Here is a 16,064-nt window from a genome sequence, read left to right on the forward strand (position 1 = left end):
GGGGCGACCGTGGGCCGCCCTCCCGATCAGCCGAATCTATCGGGATGTGACAGACGTTTCGGGCTTTTCCGGCGTCCGGGGAGGTCGTCCGAGAGCGCTCAGGGGAGCGCGAAGGGCAGTTTGATGCCGTCCAACGCCCGACCACACGCGCAGTCCTGCTCGGCGGGGAGCGCGGCCAGCGCGTCCAGCAGCACGTCCCGCAGCCGGTCGGTGTTGGCTGCGAACACCCGGAACACCTCGTCCTGGGTCACCGTCTCGCCCGCCTGCAGCCCGGCGTCCAGGTCGGTGATCAGCGCGATGGAGGAGTAGCAGAGCGCCATCTCCCGGGCGAGCACCGCCTCCGGGTGGCCAGTCATGTTCACGACAGTGCCGCCGATCGAGGCGTACCAGCGCGACTCGGCACGGGTGGAGAACCGGGGACCCTCGACCACCACCACCGTCCCGCCGTCCACTGCCGTGACGTCCCGCCCGGCCGCCGCGGTGAGCAGGGCGTGTCGGCCCTTCGGGCAGTACGGGTCGGCGAACGGCACGTGCACCGCGCCCTCGTCGTAGTAGGTCTGCACTCGACCGCTGGTGCGGTCGACGAGCTGGTCCGGCACCACGAACGTGCCCGGACCCAGCTCCGGCCGCAGCCCACCGACCGCGCAGGGCGCCAACACCTGGCGTACGCCGAGCGAGCGCAGCGCCCACATGTTGGCCCGGTACGGGATCCGGTGCGGCGGATACCGGTGGTCGGATCCGTGCCGGGGCAGGAACGCGACCCGTCGCCCGGCCACCTCCGCGATGGTCACCGCGTCCGACGGTGGACCGTAAGGGGTGCCCAGCTCATGGGGGGTGCCGTCGAGGAGCGCGTACAGACCCGAGCCGCCGATCACCGCGAGGTCCGCCGTCGGTGCCATGGAACCTCCGTCGCAACTGTCCGATCACCCGCCGCTCAGACCTTAGCCAGCGCCCGGGACGCAGGCTATGGTGCCAGGCATGGCGTTGACAGCGCGGCTGATACCGATGCACCGTGCGGAGGCGGCGGATGACGGATCCCGGGTGCGGGCTCACGGCTGACGGGTAGGTGGGATGCAGGGAGAGGGCCAGGCGATCGGCGGACGAGCGATGGAGTCGATGACCGGGCGGCTGCTGGTCGCGACTCCGGCGCTCAAGGACCCGAACTTCGACCGTACGGTGGTGCTGCTGGTCGCCCACGAACCGGGCGGCGCGCTCGGCGTCGTCCTGAACCGGGCGACCGAGGTGCCGGTGGCCGAGGTGCTGGGCGACTGGAGTGACCTGGCGCGCCACCCGGCGGTGCTCTTCGAGGGCGGCCCGGTGCAACCCGACTCGGCGATCTGCCTGGCCCGGATGCGGCAACCACTACGGCGGCTCAAGGGCTTCCACCAGGTGTCCGGGGCGGTCGGCACGATCGATCTCTCCGTCGACCCGGAGAAATTGCGGGAGAGCATCGGCGGCATCCGGGTGTTCGCCGGCTACTCCGGCTGGGGCAGCGGCCAGTTGGAGCAGGAGATCGCCGACGGGTCCTGGTTCCTGCTGGACGCCCTGCCCGGCGACGCCTTCGTCGACCGCCCGGACGACCTGTGGCCGATGGTGCTGCGCCGGCAGGGCGGGATGATGGCCGCCGTCGCCCACTTCCCGCCGGACGTGGCGCTGAACTGACCCGGTCGGGTAGGGACCCCCGCGAGATGACCATGCCGGCGGGTCTGTGTATAGTTTCCGAGTGCCCGGGCGACCGGGACGACAGCAAGGGGCCGTGGCGCAGCTGGTAGCGCACCACACTGGCAGTGTGGGGGTCAGGGGTTCGAGTCCCCTCGGCTCCACCCTTGTTTTTCAGGTCAGCGGCCTGGTCGGGAATACCGATCAGGCCGCTTTCCTGTTTCGGGTCGGACATCTCGCCCGATCGAGGCGGTCAGGGGACCCCGAGGCGGCACCGTCGGTAGCCGGACGGTGAAGGTCGCCCCGGCGCCGGGCCTGCTGTCGGTGGAGATCGTCCCGCCGTGGCTGGTGACCACCTCCCTCACCAGGGCCAGACCCAGACCGAAGCGGCGGTCCGCGGCCCCGGCGCCGCGGTGGAAGCGGTCGAAGAGGTGTGCCGCGTCGGCGGGGTCGAAGCCGGCTCCGCTGTCCGTGATCACCAGGTCCGCACCCCGGCGGGAGGTGTGCAGGGCGACGTCGATGCGACCGCCGCTCGGGGTGTGGGTGAGGGCGTTGGCGAGCAGTTCGCCGACCACGCGGCGCAGGGCCGAGGCGATGCCGCAGACGAGAACGGGGGTGTCCGGGACGCTCATGTGCAGCTGGACACCCTGCTCGGCGGCGCGGTCGGCCTCGCAGCCGACGGCCTGCGCGGTGAGCAGGGCCAGGTTGACGGGCTCGGCGGGGTGCCGGTCGACAGGGGTGGCGGCGAGCCGGGCGGAGAGCAGCAGCTCGTCGACGATTTCACCGAGGCGGCCGGTGGTCTCGATCAGGCGGTCGTAGTCGGCGCGGTCGGCGCCGGCGCGGCGGGCCAGGATCTGGGCGCGGGTATGGACCTGGGCGATGGGGGTGCGCAGCTCGTGGCTGGCGTCGGCGACGAACCGGCGTTGCCGGCCGAGCGCCTCGGCGAGCGGCGCCACGGCTCGGCGGCCCACGGCGATGCCGGTGAGCGCGGCCGCGGCGAGGCCGACGACGGCGGCGAGGAGGAAGGCGGCGAGCAGGTGCCGCCGGTCGGAGAGCTGGAAACGCGCGTCGAACACCGCTTGCACGACCCCCGTGCCGCGGGGCTGGGTGCGGACGTAGTAGGTCGTGCCGTTGCGTTCGACCTTGTCGCTGTGGACCTGTCGGCCGAGGGCCGCCGCGTCGATGGCGGATCGCAGAGGGAAGCCCGGCGGGGGTGGGTTGCGGCCGAGGTCGATGCGGCCGCCGTCGTACAGGATGATCCAGCTACAGGCCGGCGGTCCGTTGATGGTGCCGTGGACCACGCCGTAGCTGAGCTCTCGTTCGATCTGTTCCTGCTGGTTGTGCAGCAGGGCGGTGTACGAGATGGCGGCGCCCAGGGCGAGCAGTGCCGTCATGGTGAGTCCGACGAGCAGGCTGACCCGCGTCCTGGCCCGGCGCAGGATGGCGTCCTCGGAGCTCACAGGGTTCCCAGCCGGTAGCCGAGACCGTGGACGGTCCGGATCACCGAGCGGCCGAGCTTGCGGCGCAGGTAGTAGACGTACGTGTCGACCAGGGACGCTGCGGCAGCCTCGTCGAAGACCCGGCTGCGCAGCTCGGAGCGGGAGTGGACGGTGAGCGGCCGGGCCGCGAGGACGCGGAGCAGCTCGAACTCGCGCGCGGAGAGCGCGATCCGGGTGCCGTCGGGCAGGACGGCGTCGCGCGTGGCGAGGTCGAGCTGGCCCGACCCGAACCGCAGCACCTCGGTGGAGTCGGTGATCCGGCGGCAGAGTGCCCGGATGCGGGCGCTCAGCTCGTCCAGGTCGAAGGGCTTCGTCAGGTAGTCGTCGGCGCCCGCGTCGAGGCCGGCGACCCGGTCCTCGACGGTGCCGAGCGCGGTCAGCAGCAGCGCCCGGGCGGCCACCGCCCGGGATCGCAGCCGGACGACCAGGTCCAGCCCGTCGAGGGCGGGTAGGCGTCGGTCGATCACCATCACGTCGTACGGCCGGGTGAGCCCCAGATGCAGGCCGCGCTGCCCGTCGGGGGCCTGGTCGACGACGTATCCCTCGCCGGTCAGCGTCTCGGCCACCATTCCGCGTAGCTCCGAGTCGTCCTCGACGAGCAGGAGTCGGGTCATGGGTAGATAGTGACACCGACACATCGACATGTCTCTATGTTCCGGAAAACTTGTCGCCTCAAACAAACAATCTACCGGCTCCCGGCGGTCACGAGGGCCGGCGCGGGGACGCGAGTGCGGGCCTCGCGCCGCTCGATCCAGCTCAGCAGCGGCGTCGTCATCAGCGTCGTGACGAGCGCGACCAGCACCAACACCGTGAACAGCGACGAATTCACGATGCCCGCCTCCAGACCCACGTTGAGCGCGATCAGCTGCATCAGACCCCGGGCGTTCATGAGGGCGCCCACGCGTAGTGCGACTCCGTTCGGCTCACCGCGCATCCGGGCCGCGGCCCAGCAGGCGCCGTACTTGCCGACGATCGCCACCGTCACACACGCGGCGGCGAATCCCAGTACGGCCGGATCGCCCAACAGCGCGAACTCGGTCCGCAGCCCGGAGTAGGTGAAGAACAGCGGCAGGAACACCGTCGCGGCGATCGGCGACAAGGTGTCGACCACCTTGTCGGTCTGCTCGGAGCGCGGCATCACCACGCCGACCGCGAAGGCGCCGAAGACCGCGTACAGCCCGATCTCGTCGGTGTACCAGGCGACCAGGAAGAGCAGCGCCACCGTGCCGAGCAGCCGCGCGCGGTCGCCCGGGAACCCCATCAGATAGCCGGTCACCCGCCGCCCACCCAGCCAGAGCACCACCCCGAACAGCACCGCGCCACCCGCGGTGACCAGCGCCGGTCCGGCGGCGCCCGAGGCGAACGCCAGCACCACCGCCAGCATGATCCACGCGACCATGTCGTCGATCGCGCCGCTGGCCAGGGCGAGCATCCCGTGCCGGGTGCCCGTCTGGCCGCGCTCGGTGATGATCCGGGCAAGCATCGGGAAGGCGGTGATCGCCAGCGCCACGCCGACGAACGCCGCGGACACACCGAGCGACACGTCGTCCGCGCGGATCGGTACGAAGCCCGCCACGCCCAGCACCAGCAGGACGCCCAGCGCCAGCGGCGCGGCGACGCCGGCGAGCGACACCGCTCCCGCCGTGCCGGCGAGGTTGGTCAGCCGGTGGGAGGTGAAGGCGTACCCGGCCTGGAACATGAACAGCACCAGGCCGACCTGGCCGACCACGTACAGGATCGGCAGCAGCGGCGCGGGAAAGAGAGCGGCCTGCGCGTCCGGCCAGAGCAGGCCGAGCAACGAGGGGCCGAGCAGCACCCCGGCGAGCATCTCGCTCACGACGGGGGGCTGGCCCACCTTGCCGAGGAGCCAGGCGACGAGCTTGCAGAAGAGCAGAATGACCGCGACCGCGATGAAGAACCGCGGGGCGAGTTCGGTGGGGGTCATGAGCCGGCCTCCTCGAAGAATCGGGTGCACAATTTCTGTCGTCGGGCGTCGACGACCATCCACGTCCCGCACACCAGCTGCTTGACCGAGCGGCCCACGTCGAAGAATCGGTCGCGCTGCCGCATCAGGGCGAGTCGCCCGCGACCGGGGCCGGGGAGACCCCGGGGTGTCAGGTACGCGGGACCGCGACTGGGCAGCGAACGGGTGTGCGCTGCCGAGGAGCTGACCGAGAAGCGCCGCAGCACCTCCCGGGTCGCGGCGCGGAGCTGGACGGGCGCCGAGCCGCGCGCCGGACAGGCCCGGTTGGCGGTCACGCCGTACGGGATGAAGTGGGCGTCCTGTCGACGCAACGACAACCAGCGGTCCGGGTCGAACTCGTCGTCGGCGGCAGGGCCGGTGCGGTGGTAGGCCCGGTAGTTGAAGAGCAGCACCGATCCGGTGCGCAGGACGTGATCCCCCACCGTGATGGGTCCGGAGGTGATCCGGTGCGCGATGCCGAAGAGGGGGTGCACCCGGAGCGCCTCGTCGATGACCCGGTCGAGCGATGAGTCCGACGTGTCCGTGACGGCCCCGGCGCACAGCAGGATGTGCGCCATGGCCTCCGACATCTGCACCACAGCCGTGGTGAAGAACGTGCCGTGCACGTACCAGGCGGTCTCCTGGGCGGTGAACGGTGGCGGCAGCACGACCGGGCACGTCCCCGCCTCGATCCGGTCCAGCAGGTAGCGGGTCAGCCGAAGCCGCCGGGACATGTGCCGCAGACTCATCCCCTTCAGCGCGGTGGCCACGTCGTCCGCGTTCGCCACGATGAGATCGCGGACGTCGCGTGGGCACGGCGCGTCGAACACCACCTCGTACGAGACCTCGGCCCAGATCGGCATCATCAGGTCACGTAGCCGTACGTGGCTGATCCGGTCGGCCGGGAGCGCGTCGAGGATCCGCCGGGTCGCGGCCGTCACCAGCTCCTCGGAACGCGCGTGCGAGCGGGCGAGCACCCGTCGGGTCGTCCGCGCGACCGTCTTGTACCGCTCGCCCGGCTCGAGGTGCTCCTGGTGCATCTGCGGACCGGGCGCGAGCCAGTACCAGAAGAGGTCCGACAGGCCCGCCCCACGACTGCGCCCGTCGGCGGCCGGATCGCTGTAGACCCGCTCGAAGTCCTCCGGCCCCACCAACGGCCCGGGCACCGGGATGCCCTCGGTCCCGTTGACCCGCTTGAAGATCCACTCCCGGAGGTCGACCACGGCCTTCACCGGGTCACCACCAGATCGGGTGTCAGGTCGGCCGGTCGCCGCGCTCCGGTCAGGGCGAGAGCCTCGTCCAGCTCGGTGGTGAGTCGTTCGAGAACCTGCCGTACGCCCACCGACCCGCCCGCCGCGAGACCTCGTACCACCGGACGCCCCACCAGCACCGCTCGCGCCCCGAGCGCCAGCGCGATCACCACGTCGCCGCCGCTGCGCACCCCTCCGTCGAGCAGCACCGGAAGCCGCCCCTGCACGGCTGCCACCACCGAGGGCAGCGCGTCGAGCGTGGGGACCGCCCCGTCGAGTTGTCGTCCGCCGTGGTTGGACACGATCACACCGGCGGCGCCGTGCTCGACCGCGAGGCGGGCATCAGCGGGATGCAGGACGCCCTTGAGCAGGATCGGTAGTCCCGTGACACCGCGCAGCCACGCGATCCGATCCCACCCCGCCGTCGCGTCCATCGCGATCGGGCGCACCCGGCCGGCCGCGTCACGCATGTTCTCGCAGGCGTAGCCGGGTGGCAGGTCGGTGAAGCCGTTGCGCAGGTCCCGCTCGCGCCGCCCGAACACCGGGGAGTCCACCGTCACCACCAGCGCCTGGCAGCCCGCCGACTCGGCACGCTTCACCACGTACTCGGTGAAGTCGAGGTCGGGTTGCGGGTACAGCTGAAACCACAGCGTGCCGCCCGCCGCCGCGATCTCCTCGACCGGCTGGGTGGCGGCCATGCTCACCACCATCGCCGTGCCGGCCGCCGCGGCCCCCCGCGCGGTGGCCGCCTCGCCGTCGGGGTGCGCGAGCCGATGGAAGGCCGTCGGAGCGACCAGCACCGGTGCGGTGAGTCGGGTGCCGGCCACCTCGGTCCGTAGGTCGCGCTCGCCGGTCGCCCGGAGCACCCGTGGCACCAGCCACCGTCGCGCGAAGGCCTCCTCGTTGGCGGCCAGGGTGCGCTCCCGCCCGGCACCGCCCTCGAAGAAGTCCCGGTGGACGGGGTCCATGTCAGCCCTCGGCACCGGACAGGCAACGGCCGATGAACTCCTGCAGCGGCCGTACGTGGACGTCGGGCCGATCCCACCGGTTCTCCAGGTTCTCGGCGAGGTGGTGCGTGCCGATCACCTTTCCGTGGCGGTGGTGACGGACCACCGGGTGCAGGTACGCCGCGTCGTGTGCCTGCCCGACGGCATCCTGGGCGACCCGGGACACGGTGATGTCGAACGGGTCGACCTGGTCGTGGTCGGGCCCGTACTCCAGCGTGACGACGAAGGCGTGGTCGTACTCGTGGTCGGCGGTGCGCAGGCCGGTCGACACGAAATAGTCCACCGGCACCTCCTCGTGGTAGCGGGCCTCTGCTCCGGCGACGGTGAGCACGTCGGCGAGGAACCCGAACTGCTGCCACAGGGCCGAGCTGCGGTTGACCCGCTCGACGACGGCCGCGGTCATGGCCGCCGGCTCGGCCGCGAGCTTGTCCGACGGCCAGTCCGTGGCGTCGTACCGACGGGCGAGGATCCGGTGCAGTGCCCGTACTGCGTAGCGGAACCCGTGCACGAAACCGCTCGTGGACTTCTTGAAGTCGCGTTCCTGCGAAATCGTTCCGGCAAAGAACAGCCCCGGCACGTTCACCGACTCCCACGCTTCGGTCTGTGCCGGGAACCGGTCCCTGATGGCGAGTCGGGGCCGGGCCGAGGAGTCGAAAATCGAGTCGTCGAATCGGAATCCCGTACACGCCAGCACCCGGTCGTAGTGCAGTTCCTTCACGACCTCGTTCGCCCGGGAGAAGCTGAACGCGACCTTGTAGCCCGTACCGTCGCGCTCGATGCTCTTGATCGTGCCGTCGAGGATCGCGTTCGCCGACTTGAGCTGATAGGTGTCGAGGAAGTTGTTGTTCACCGCGCGCAGGTGCCCGACGTAGTGGGTACGCCACGCCATCCGAACCGAGCTGGGCCCGGCGACGTGGATCAGCGTGGTGGTCTCCATGAGGTTGTCGGCGGTCTCGAAGGCGGAATTGCCCTTGCCGATGATCAGCACCTTCTGGTCGAGGTAGTCGCGTGGCTCGACGCTCATCACGTCGTACCCCTCGGCCAGCTCGAACCCGGGGATGTCCGGCTCGTAGGTCTTCGAGACGCCGGTGGCGACGATCACCGCACGGGCCTCCCAGCGCTGGTCGCCGGCCTCGACCGTGAACACGTCGTCGTGCTTGGACACCCGGGTCACCCGGGTGCCGTACCTGACCTTGACGCCCGTCTTGGCGGCGAAGTCCGCGAGGTACCGCACCATCACGTCGGCGTCCGGGAAATACCGCTCGGTGTACTGCGTGAACAGCAGCGCCGGATCGTCGGTGAGCAGCGAGTTCCAGTCGAGCCGCAGATTCAGTTCGGGGTCGTCGGTGCCGGTGTGCGGTTTGTTGATCGAAATGAGTGTGCGGTGCCGCGGATAGGTGGCGAAGAACGCGCCCGGCCCGTCGGCGCCCTCCAGCACCACGTAGTCGCGCATGCCGTCGGCCTCGAACAGGGCGGCGAGCTGAAGACCGGCCGGACCGGCCCCGATGATCAGGTAATCAAGCATCACGGCGCTCACCGTACGAGTGGGAATTCAGAGATTTTTCAAGTTCTTCCACGATCGCGGCCGCCGTTCGCACGTCCCCGTCCAGCGGCCGGTCCGGGTCGATCGGTGGGATCGCCTCCTCCAGCGCCCGCAGGGCCCGGTCGCAGCCCACCGCCGTGGGCCGGCGCGCCCCCACGTGCACCGCCTGGCGCAGCCCCAGCGCGAGCGAACCGGTGATCAGGCGCAGGAGTTCCGCCTGGTCCAGAGCGCGCAGCGCGGCCTGCGTGCCGAGCGGGATGACGTCCTGGTTGTGCAGGTTGGTGGGGAGGCTCTGCGCGCTCGCGGGTACGGTGTCCCGCCTGATCTCGGTGATGAGCGCCGTCGACGCGAGTTGGACGCCCTGCAGCCCGTGCTGCTGGCCCGGCCCCGCCGCGAGCATCGGCGGCAGTCCGCCGTTGCGGCCCGGATCCACCAGCAGGTCGAGCTGTCGCTCGGCGAGGTTGCCGACCTGGGCGATCACCATGGACAGGACGTCGGCGGCGAAGGCGGCGGGCTGACCGAAGAAGTTGCCGCCGTGCACGACCTTGTCGTCGTCCGGAAAGAACAGCGGATTGTCACTCACCGCGCCGAGGTCGGCCGCCACGACGCCGTCGGCGTAGCGCAGGGCGTCCTCGGCCGCCCCGAGTAACTGCGGCGCGCAGCGGATGCTGTACGGCTCCTGCAGGGGTCTGCTGCCGGACGGCCGCAGGCCGGCGCAGGTCGCCCGCATCGCGGTACCGACGTCGACGGCGCCCCGATGACCGTAGGCGGCCAGGAGAGCGGGGTCGAGGAACTGCGGATCGCTGCCGAGCAGGTCGGCGAGGAGGCAGCTCAGCGTCTGCACCACCCGGTGCGAGGTGCGGACCCGGTCCAGGGCGAGGGTCAGCGCGGCGGTGGTCAGCGACGTGCCGTTGACGAGCGCGAGCGCGTCTCGGCCGTCGAGCGGCAGCGGCTCCAACCCGGCCTTCGTCAGGGCCTCCGCAGCCGGCATCCGGACGCCGTCCAGATAGGCGTGTCCACGCCCGCGCAGCGCGTTGGCGGCGGCGCCGAGCGGGATCAGGTCACCGCTGGCGCCCACCGAGCCGAGCCGGGGCATCGCCGGCGTGAACGTCGTGCCGAGCATGGCCGCCAGCGCGTCGATCACATGCGGCGAGACCCCGGACGCGCCCCGGGCCAGGGACCAGGCGCGGACCAGCAGGGTCGCGCGTACGACATCCGGGGCGAGGTCGGGTCCCTGACCCGCGCCGAGGTGGGCGAGGGTGTTGTCGGCCTGGTCGCGTTGGTCGGCTCGGCCCGCGTACCCCACCAGCGCCCCGAAGCCGGTGGTGGCGCCGTAGATGGCCCGATCGTCGCCGAGTGCCTTGCCGAGGAACGTCCGGCCGTTCGTCACCCGGCCGCGCACCTCGTCACTGATCACGAGCGTCACCGGCCCGGCCGCGCGGCGCAGGTCGGCGGGGTGCAGCGGTGCTGCCAGATCCACCTGAATCGTCATGGCAGCGGATGCTAGGAACAGTTTCTCAGAGCGCTCTGAAATCGCCTCAGTACATTGCGCCGCATGACGCACGATTGCCTGATCATCGGAGCCGGTCCGGCGGGATTGCAGCTCGCGGCCCTGCTGGAGCGCGACGGTCATGACTATGTGGTGCTGGAGGGTGGTCCCCGGCCGGGCATGTTCTTCGAGACCTATCCCCGGCACCGCCAGTTGATCTCGATCAACAAGGTATGGACCGGCTCGGAGGACCCGGAATTCAATCTACGGTCGGACTGGAACTCGCTGCTGTCCGACGATCCGGCGCTGCTCTTCAAGAACTACAGCGCGCGCTACTTCCCGGCCGCGGACGATCTCGTCCGCTATCTCGGCGACTTCGCGCAAGGTCTGCACGTTCGTTACGACACCCGGGTGACAGCGGTGTCGAAGGCCGGTGACGTGTTCACGGTGCGGGCCGGCGACCAGGTCTTCGAGGCGCGGAGGGTCGTCGTCGCCACCGGCGTCTCCCAGCTCTACGTGCCGCCGATCGAGGGCGCGGACCTGGTGGAGCGTTACGACACGGTGAGTGTCGACCCCGCCGATTTCGTCAACCAGCGGGTGCTGATCGTCGGCAAGGGAAACTCGGCATTCGAGACCGCGGACGCGCTGATCGAGACCGCCGCGACGATTCATGTCGCCGGGCCGCACTCCATCAAGCTGGCCTGGCAGACCCATTACGTCGGGCACCTGCGGGCGGTGAACAACAACTTCCTGGACACCTATCAGTTGAAGTCGCAGAACGCCGTCCTGGACGGCACGGTGGAGCGGATCAGTCAGCGGGACGGCGGCGGTTTCCGGGTGCTCTTCCGGTACGCCCGGACGGTCGAGAATCTGCGCGAACTCGAGTACGACCGGGTCATCCTCTGCACCGGGTTCCGCTTCGACGCCTCCCTCTTCGCCGAGTCGGCCCGGCCGGAGTTGGTCATCAACGACCGGTTCCCGGCGCAGACGTCGGCGTTCGAGTCGGTGAACGTTCCCGGCCTCTACTTCGCCGGCACCCTCAGCCAGCAGCGGGACTTCAAGAAATCCACGAACGGCTTCATCCACGGCTTCCGCTACGCCACCCGGGCTCTGCACCACATCCTGCGCCAGCGGCACCACGACGAGCCCTGGCCGTCCCGGCAGATCGCCCTGACGCCGGAGGCGATCGCCGCCTCGATCATCGCCCGGATCAACGTGACCTCGGCGTTGTGGCAGCAGTTCGCCGTGCTCGGCGACGTCATCACCGTCCAGGACGAGGTCGCCCGCTACCGCGAGGAGGTGCCGGTCGCCTACCTACGGGACGCGGAGCCGGACGTGTTCGCGTTCGTGGTCACCCTCGAGTACGGCCCCGACCACGACCATGTCGACCCGTTCGACATCACCGTGCCGCGCCCGGCCGAGAATGACGCGACGGCCGCCCACGACGCCACCTATCTCCACCCCGTTGTGCGGGTGTGGCGCGACGGGCAGGTCGTCGCCGAGCACCACCTGGCCGAGAATCTGGAGAACACCTGGAACCTGCCGACCGTGCACCAACAGCCCCTCGAGGTGTTCGTCAAGGGCGTCCTCGCCGATGCCCGCTGACGTCTGGCCGCAACCCGTCCTCGACCTCCTGACGAGCGGCGGGGACCGGCCGGTCTTCGAGGACGGGTCGGTCGTCACGACCGCGTCGGAGATGGCGGGCCTCGTCCGGCGCATCGCGGCCGGGCTGCGCTCGTCCGGCGCGGGGCCCGGAGTGGGTGTCACGCTCGACCTGCCGGTCGACGCCACCGCCTTCGCCGCCACGGTTGCCGCCTTCGCCGTGGGGGCGCGGGTGTCCGGGTGGCGTGCCGACCTGAGCCCGACGCAACTGTCCGGCGCCCTCGTGGTCGACCCGGCCCGGCTGGCCTCGTTCGTCGAGCAGCCGGATGACGGGCTGCCACTCGTCGCGGCGGGACGGGCCGAGGATCCCGCACGGATCATCTGGACCAGTGGGAGCACCGGAACGCCGAAGGGTGTGGTGCAGACGTACGCGGCCATGTCGGCGTCCTGGGTCCCCTACCCGGACCGGTGGCCACCGGCCATCGCCGAACTGGCCACCCGGATGCAGCGTTATCTGGTCTTCGGATCTCTGGCCAGTCAGGTGATGCTGGAGTACGGCATCCTCGCCCTCGTGGCCGGCGGCACCCTCGTCGTGGCGCCCCGGCCGGTCTTCCCGGACGCCCTGGTCGAGCACCGGGCCACGGCGAGCGTGATCACGGTCGGCAAGCTGCACCAACTGATTCGGGACCAGCGCTCCCACCCGGTGGACCTGCGGCACCTGCGGGCGCTGATGGTCTCCGGGTCGCCACTTGCGCCGGGCCGCCTGGCGGAGGCGCTCGACGTGCTGGGTCCGGTGCTCTTCCACGGCTACGGCCAGACCGAGACGTCGATGATCTCGATGGTGACCCCCGCCGAGATGCTGGCCGACCCCGCCACGCTCGCCACCGTCGGTCGTCCGGCCGTCGAGGTCTCCCTTCGCGACGGCGAGATCTACGCCCGCACACCCACGCAGGCATCGTCGTACTGGCAGGACCCGGACGAGTCGGCCGAGGTGTTCGTGGACGGCTGGGTGCGGACCCGTGACCTGGGGGAGTTCGACACCAACGGTTACCTGCGGCTGCTCGGGCGCACCCGGGACGTGATCATCGTCAACGCGCAGTTGGTTCACGCCGGAGTGGTGGAGCGGGCACTCGCCACCGACCCCGCGATCGCCGAGGCGTACGTCGTCGGGGATTCGGACGAGATGACCGGCGAGGCCGTGCACGCGTTCGTGGTGCCGGCGGCCGACCGGACGCCCGATCCGGACCTGTTGCGCAAGCTGGTGGCCGTGCAGGTGGGCGAGCTGGCAGTGCCCCGCACCGTCACGGTCATCGACCGGGTCCCACTCGCCGCCAGCGGCAAACCCGACAAGAGTCGACTTCGACGGCTGCGATAGCGAGACGCCCGGACCGGGGGACCGGTCCGGGCGTCGCACCGTCTCTGCCGGGCTACTGGCCGTAGCGCGCGCGGATGTCGTACTCGTAGGAGGCCTTCTGCCAGATCACCGAGAAGCGGCCCGTCGGGCTGGACGCCGGCTGCGCGTACCGCCCGTCCGGGGCGATGGTCTCGTCTGCCCCGACCGTGCCGTCCTGCCCGATCGTCCGGGCGTGCACCTGAGTGGTCGAGAAGTCCGGGCTGGGTGCCTGCCAGGTGACCAGGCCGTCGCCGTCGTCGTCCAGGGTGATCTTCGGCCAGTCGCCGACGCCGAGCCGGGTGACCGTGCCGAGCACGCCGGTGGAGGAGATCGAGCGGGCGAAGACCTGCGTGCCGTCGGGCGTCCAGCGGCCCCAGGTCAGCACCGCGTCGCCGTCCTGGTCCCCGGCGAGCTCGTCGAAAAGGCTCAGCTCGTGGGCGGCCGGCGAGACGCTGAGGACGCCGCCCAGCGTGTCGGTCCGGCTCAGGTGCCGCACGCGCAGGCGCGGCGGCTCGCCCGCCTTCGACCACCGGTAGCTGATCACCGCGTCGCCGTCGGTGTCCACGGCGAGCGCGACGCTGGCGTACCGCACGTCGGTGGCCCGCCCGGCGATGACGCGCAGCGGCCCGACCCCCTCCGGGCGCACGCGGCGCGCGACCACCCGCTCGTAGCTCTCCGTCCAGGCGACGACGGCGGTCCCGGTGCGGTCGATGCCCACGACCGGCTGGTCCACGCCGACACCGAGGGTCAGCTCCGGGCCGAGGGAACTGTCCGCGCCGAAGTAGCGGGCCTTCGTCGTGTACGTGCCGTCGCGGATCTCGGTCCAGGTGACCAGCGCCAGTCCCGACGGGTCGACGGCGACGGCCGGACTGGCCCCGTACCACGTGGCGATCATCTGTAACGGACCCAGTTCGCCGCTGGCAGACACCCGCCGGCCGGCCACGAGGCCGTCCTGTGTCCACACCACGGCCGAGTCACCGTCGTCGTCGGACGCGACCTTGGGCCAGAAGGCGGACGGGCCGAGCGGCGAGAGCGTCTGGACCGGGCCGGCTGTGCCGTCGACCGAGACGAGCTGTGCCTGCACCTGGTCGTTGCAGCTGCTCGCGTTGTTGTCGCAGCCGGCCCAGGCGAGCAGCGAGTCGCCCTGCCGGTCGACCGCGACGAAGGGCTGGTCCAGCCCGTTCCAGCCCTCCTCCGACACCACCTGGATCGGCGACCAGGTGGCCGCCCACGCGGGTGCCGGAACGGCGGCCAGCACGGCCAACGCTCCGACCACACCGGCGGCGAGCCGACGCGTACGCCGTCGGCTGGCTGTTCTCTCTGTTCCGTGCACCGTCGCCCCCTCGATCGATGAACATGCTTGATCAAGGGGCATGATGCCATCGACCGGACCGCTCCGCGCGGCGAGAACCGAGACGAAACGCCCCGACCGGATGATCCCGGTCGGGGCGTTGTCGACGATATGTCCGGTATGGGGTTGGTCAGCCCTGGCGGCTCTTCCACTGCGGGTTCGCGCGGTTCACCACGACCACCCGGCCGCGACGACGGACCACCACCGAACCGGGCTTCTGCTTGAGCGCACGCAACGAGCTACGTACCTTCATGTCTGCCTCCTCGGCCTGGGGGTCTGGCCTCTATCGGTACCGGTTATCGGAACGCCGGGGACCGCCCCGCGATTCCCGGCCCCCCGGCGTCGAACCTTTGACCTCCCGCGCCCGTACCAGTGTCGGGAGGTTCAAGCCATGAGCGTGCGTCGGATGCTCGTCGTGGTGCTGGTCGCTGTGGCGGCGGCACCGCTGGGCGCGGTGCCCGCCGGGGCGCACGGCGCACCCACCGACCCGGTCAGCCGGGCGGCGGCCTGCGGGCCCGAGGGCCGGTACGCGTCCACCGACGCCTGCCGGGCGGCCGTGGCGGCCGGCGCGGCGGTGCGGGAATGGGACAACGTACGCGTCGCGGCCATCAACGGTCGGGACCGGGAGCGGATCCCGGACGGCGAGCTGTGCAGTGGGGGACTCTCCGCCTACCGGGGGCTGGACCTGCCCCGGACCGACTGGCCGAGCACCCGGTTGACCACCGGCGCGACGTTCACCTTCCGGTACCGAACCACCATCGAGCACCGGGGCACCTTCCGGCTCTACGTCACCACGCCCGACTACGACCCGCGTAAGCGGCTGACCTGGGCGGATCTGGAGCCGCGTCCGTTCCTGACCCGGACCGACCCGCCCGTGCGGGCCGGCGCGTACCAGTTGGCCGGGCGGCTGCCGACGGGCCGCACCGGCCGGCACCTGATCTACACGATCTGGCAGAACTCCAACACCCCGGACACCTACTACTCCTGCTCGGACGTGGTCTTCGCCGCCCCGGGCGGGACCGGGACGCGCGCGTCGGCGAAGGCGTCGGCGCGTACCCCCGCGAGCCGGCCGGTCGCCACCGAGTCGGCGGTGGCGGCGGCGGCCGACCCGGGCGTGCCGGTGGCGTCGGTGCGCGACCTCGACGGCCGGTGGCCGGTCCTGGCCGGCGTCGCCGTGGTGCTGGTCGTGGCGGTGCTGGTCGGCGTGGGTCGGCGGCGGCGCGACACCGCCGCCCCGACGGGACCACGGTGCGAGGTGCGCAACCACCGGGCCGGGCGGCGCCGGATCTGGTGACCCGGCCCGCCCGC

General features: G+C 71.3%; 14 protein-coding genes and 1 tRNA gene. 5 read left to right on the top strand and 10 right to left on the bottom strand.

Going from position 1 to position 16,064, the window contains the following annotated elements; genetic code table 11:
- Positions 1 to 98: 98 nt before the first annotated feature.
- Positions 99 to 899 carry an S-methyl-5'-thioadenosine phosphorylase gene (locus ACN263_RS03910; RefSeq protein WP_422738449.1) on the bottom strand — a complete coding sequence of 267 codons (801 nt, stop codon included), beginning with the start codon at positions 897 to 899 and terminating at the stop codon, positions 99 to 101.
- Positions 900 to 1,071: 172 nt separating this feature from the next.
- On the opposite strand from ACN263_RS03910, the gene ACN263_RS03915 reads away from it, so the two are divergent.
- Positions 1,072 to 1,662 (top strand): YqgE/AlgH family protein, encoded by a 591-nt coding sequence (locus tag ACN263_RS03915; protein ID WP_234583082.1) that lies wholly within the window; start codon positions 1,072 to 1,074, stop codon positions 1,660 to 1,662.
- Positions 1,663 to 1,750: 88 nt separating this feature from the next.
- Positions 1,751 to 1,823: transfer RNA gene (locus tag ACN263_RS03920), tRNA-Ala, on the top strand.
- Between the two features lie 15 nt (positions 1,824 to 1,838).
- Here ACN263_RS03920 and ACN263_RS03925 read toward each other — a convergent pair.
- The 7 genes from ACN263_RS03925 to ACN263_RS03955 form a co-directional block, all read right to left on the bottom strand.
- Positions 1,839 to 3,119, bottom strand: coding sequence for a sensor histidine kinase (locus ACN263_RS03925; protein ID WP_422738450.1), 1,281 nt, complete (start codon positions 3,117 to 3,119; stop codon positions 1,839 to 1,841).
- On the bottom strand, positions 3,116 to 3,772 hold the full coding sequence (locus ACN263_RS03930; protein ID WP_422738451.1) for a response regulator transcription factor: 657 nt from the start codon (positions 3,770 to 3,772) through the stop codon (positions 3,116 to 3,118). The genes ACN263_RS03925 and ACN263_RS03930 overlap by 4 nt, the downstream gene beginning before the upstream one ends.
- A 71-nt stretch (positions 3,773 to 3,843) precedes the next feature.
- The gene (locus ACN263_RS03935; protein WP_422738452.1) at positions 3,844 to 5,103 is read right to left on the bottom strand and encodes a cation:proton antiporter; all 1,260 of its coding nucleotides are present in this window, start codon (positions 5,101 to 5,103) and stop codon (positions 3,844 to 3,846) included.
- On the bottom strand, positions 5,100 to 6,353 hold the full coding sequence (locus ACN263_RS03940; protein ID WP_422738453.1) for a cytochrome P450: 1,254 nt from the start codon (positions 6,351 to 6,353) through the stop codon (positions 5,100 to 5,102). The genes ACN263_RS03935 and ACN263_RS03940 overlap by 4 nt, the downstream gene beginning before the upstream one ends.
- Positions 6,350 to 7,339, bottom strand: a complete 990-nt coding sequence (locus tag ACN263_RS03945) for an alpha-hydroxy acid oxidase (RefSeq protein WP_422738454.1) — start codon at positions 7,337 to 7,339, stop codon at positions 6,350 to 6,352. The genes ACN263_RS03940 and ACN263_RS03945 overlap by 4 nt, the downstream gene beginning before the upstream one ends.
- 1 nt (position 7,340) lies before the next feature.
- Positions 7,341 to 8,903, bottom strand: a complete 1,563-nt coding sequence (locus tag ACN263_RS03950; protein ID WP_422740589.1) for an FAD-dependent oxidoreductase — start codon at positions 8,901 to 8,903, stop codon at positions 7,341 to 7,343.
- Positions 8,896 to 10,413 (bottom strand): aromatic amino acid ammonia-lyase, encoded by a 1,518-nt coding sequence (locus ACN263_RS03955; protein ID WP_422738455.1) that lies wholly within the window; start codon positions 10,411 to 10,413, stop codon positions 8,896 to 8,898. The genes ACN263_RS03950 and ACN263_RS03955 overlap by 8 nt, the downstream gene beginning before the upstream one ends.
- 63 nt (positions 10,414 to 10,476) lie before the next feature.
- Here ACN263_RS03955 and ACN263_RS03960 point away from each other — a divergent pair, with 63 nt between their 5' ends.
- Both ACN263_RS03960 and ACN263_RS03965 read left to right on the top strand, forming a co-directional pair.
- On the top strand, positions 10,477 to 12,015 hold the full coding sequence (locus ACN263_RS03960) for an NAD(P)-binding domain-containing protein (RefSeq protein ID WP_422738456.1): 1,539 nt from the start codon (positions 10,477 to 10,479) through the stop codon (positions 12,013 to 12,015).
- Complete coding sequence (locus ACN263_RS03965; protein WP_422738457.1) at positions 12,005 to 13,387, top strand: class I adenylate-forming enzyme family protein; 1,383 nt, start codon at positions 12,005 to 12,007, stop codon at positions 13,385 to 13,387. The genes ACN263_RS03960 and ACN263_RS03965 overlap by 11 nt, the downstream gene beginning before the upstream one ends.
- Positions 13,388 to 13,439: 52 nt before the next feature.
- Here the strand turns inward: ACN263_RS03965 and ACN263_RS03970 are convergent, their stop codons facing one another.
- Positions 13,440 to 14,738 carry a hypothetical protein gene (locus tag ACN263_RS03970; RefSeq protein ID WP_422738458.1) on the bottom strand — a complete coding sequence of 433 codons (1,299 nt, stop codon included), beginning with the start codon at positions 14,736 to 14,738 and terminating at the stop codon, positions 13,440 to 13,442.
- Between the two features lie 148 nt (positions 14,739 to 14,886).
- Entirely contained in the window at positions 14,887 to 15,009 is a 123-nt protein-coding gene (locus tag ACN263_RS03975; RefSeq protein ID WP_030490864.1) for a 50S ribosomal protein L36, read from the bottom strand.
- A 138-nt stretch (positions 15,010 to 15,147) separates the two neighbouring features.
- Here ACN263_RS03975 and ACN263_RS03980 point away from each other — a divergent pair, with 138 nt between their 5' ends.
- A complete protein-coding gene (locus ACN263_RS03980; protein WP_422738459.1) occupies positions 15,148 to 16,050 on the top strand; it encodes a lytic polysaccharide monooxygenase auxiliary activity family 9 protein in 903 nt (300 codons plus the stop codon).
- Positions 16,051 to 16,064: the final 14 nt, after the last annotated feature.

It is taken from the genome of Micromonospora sp. WMMD729, from assembly GCF_049315225.1.
Taxonomy (GTDB): domain Bacteria; phylum Actinomycetota; class Actinomycetes; order Mycobacteriales; family Micromonosporaceae; genus Micromonospora.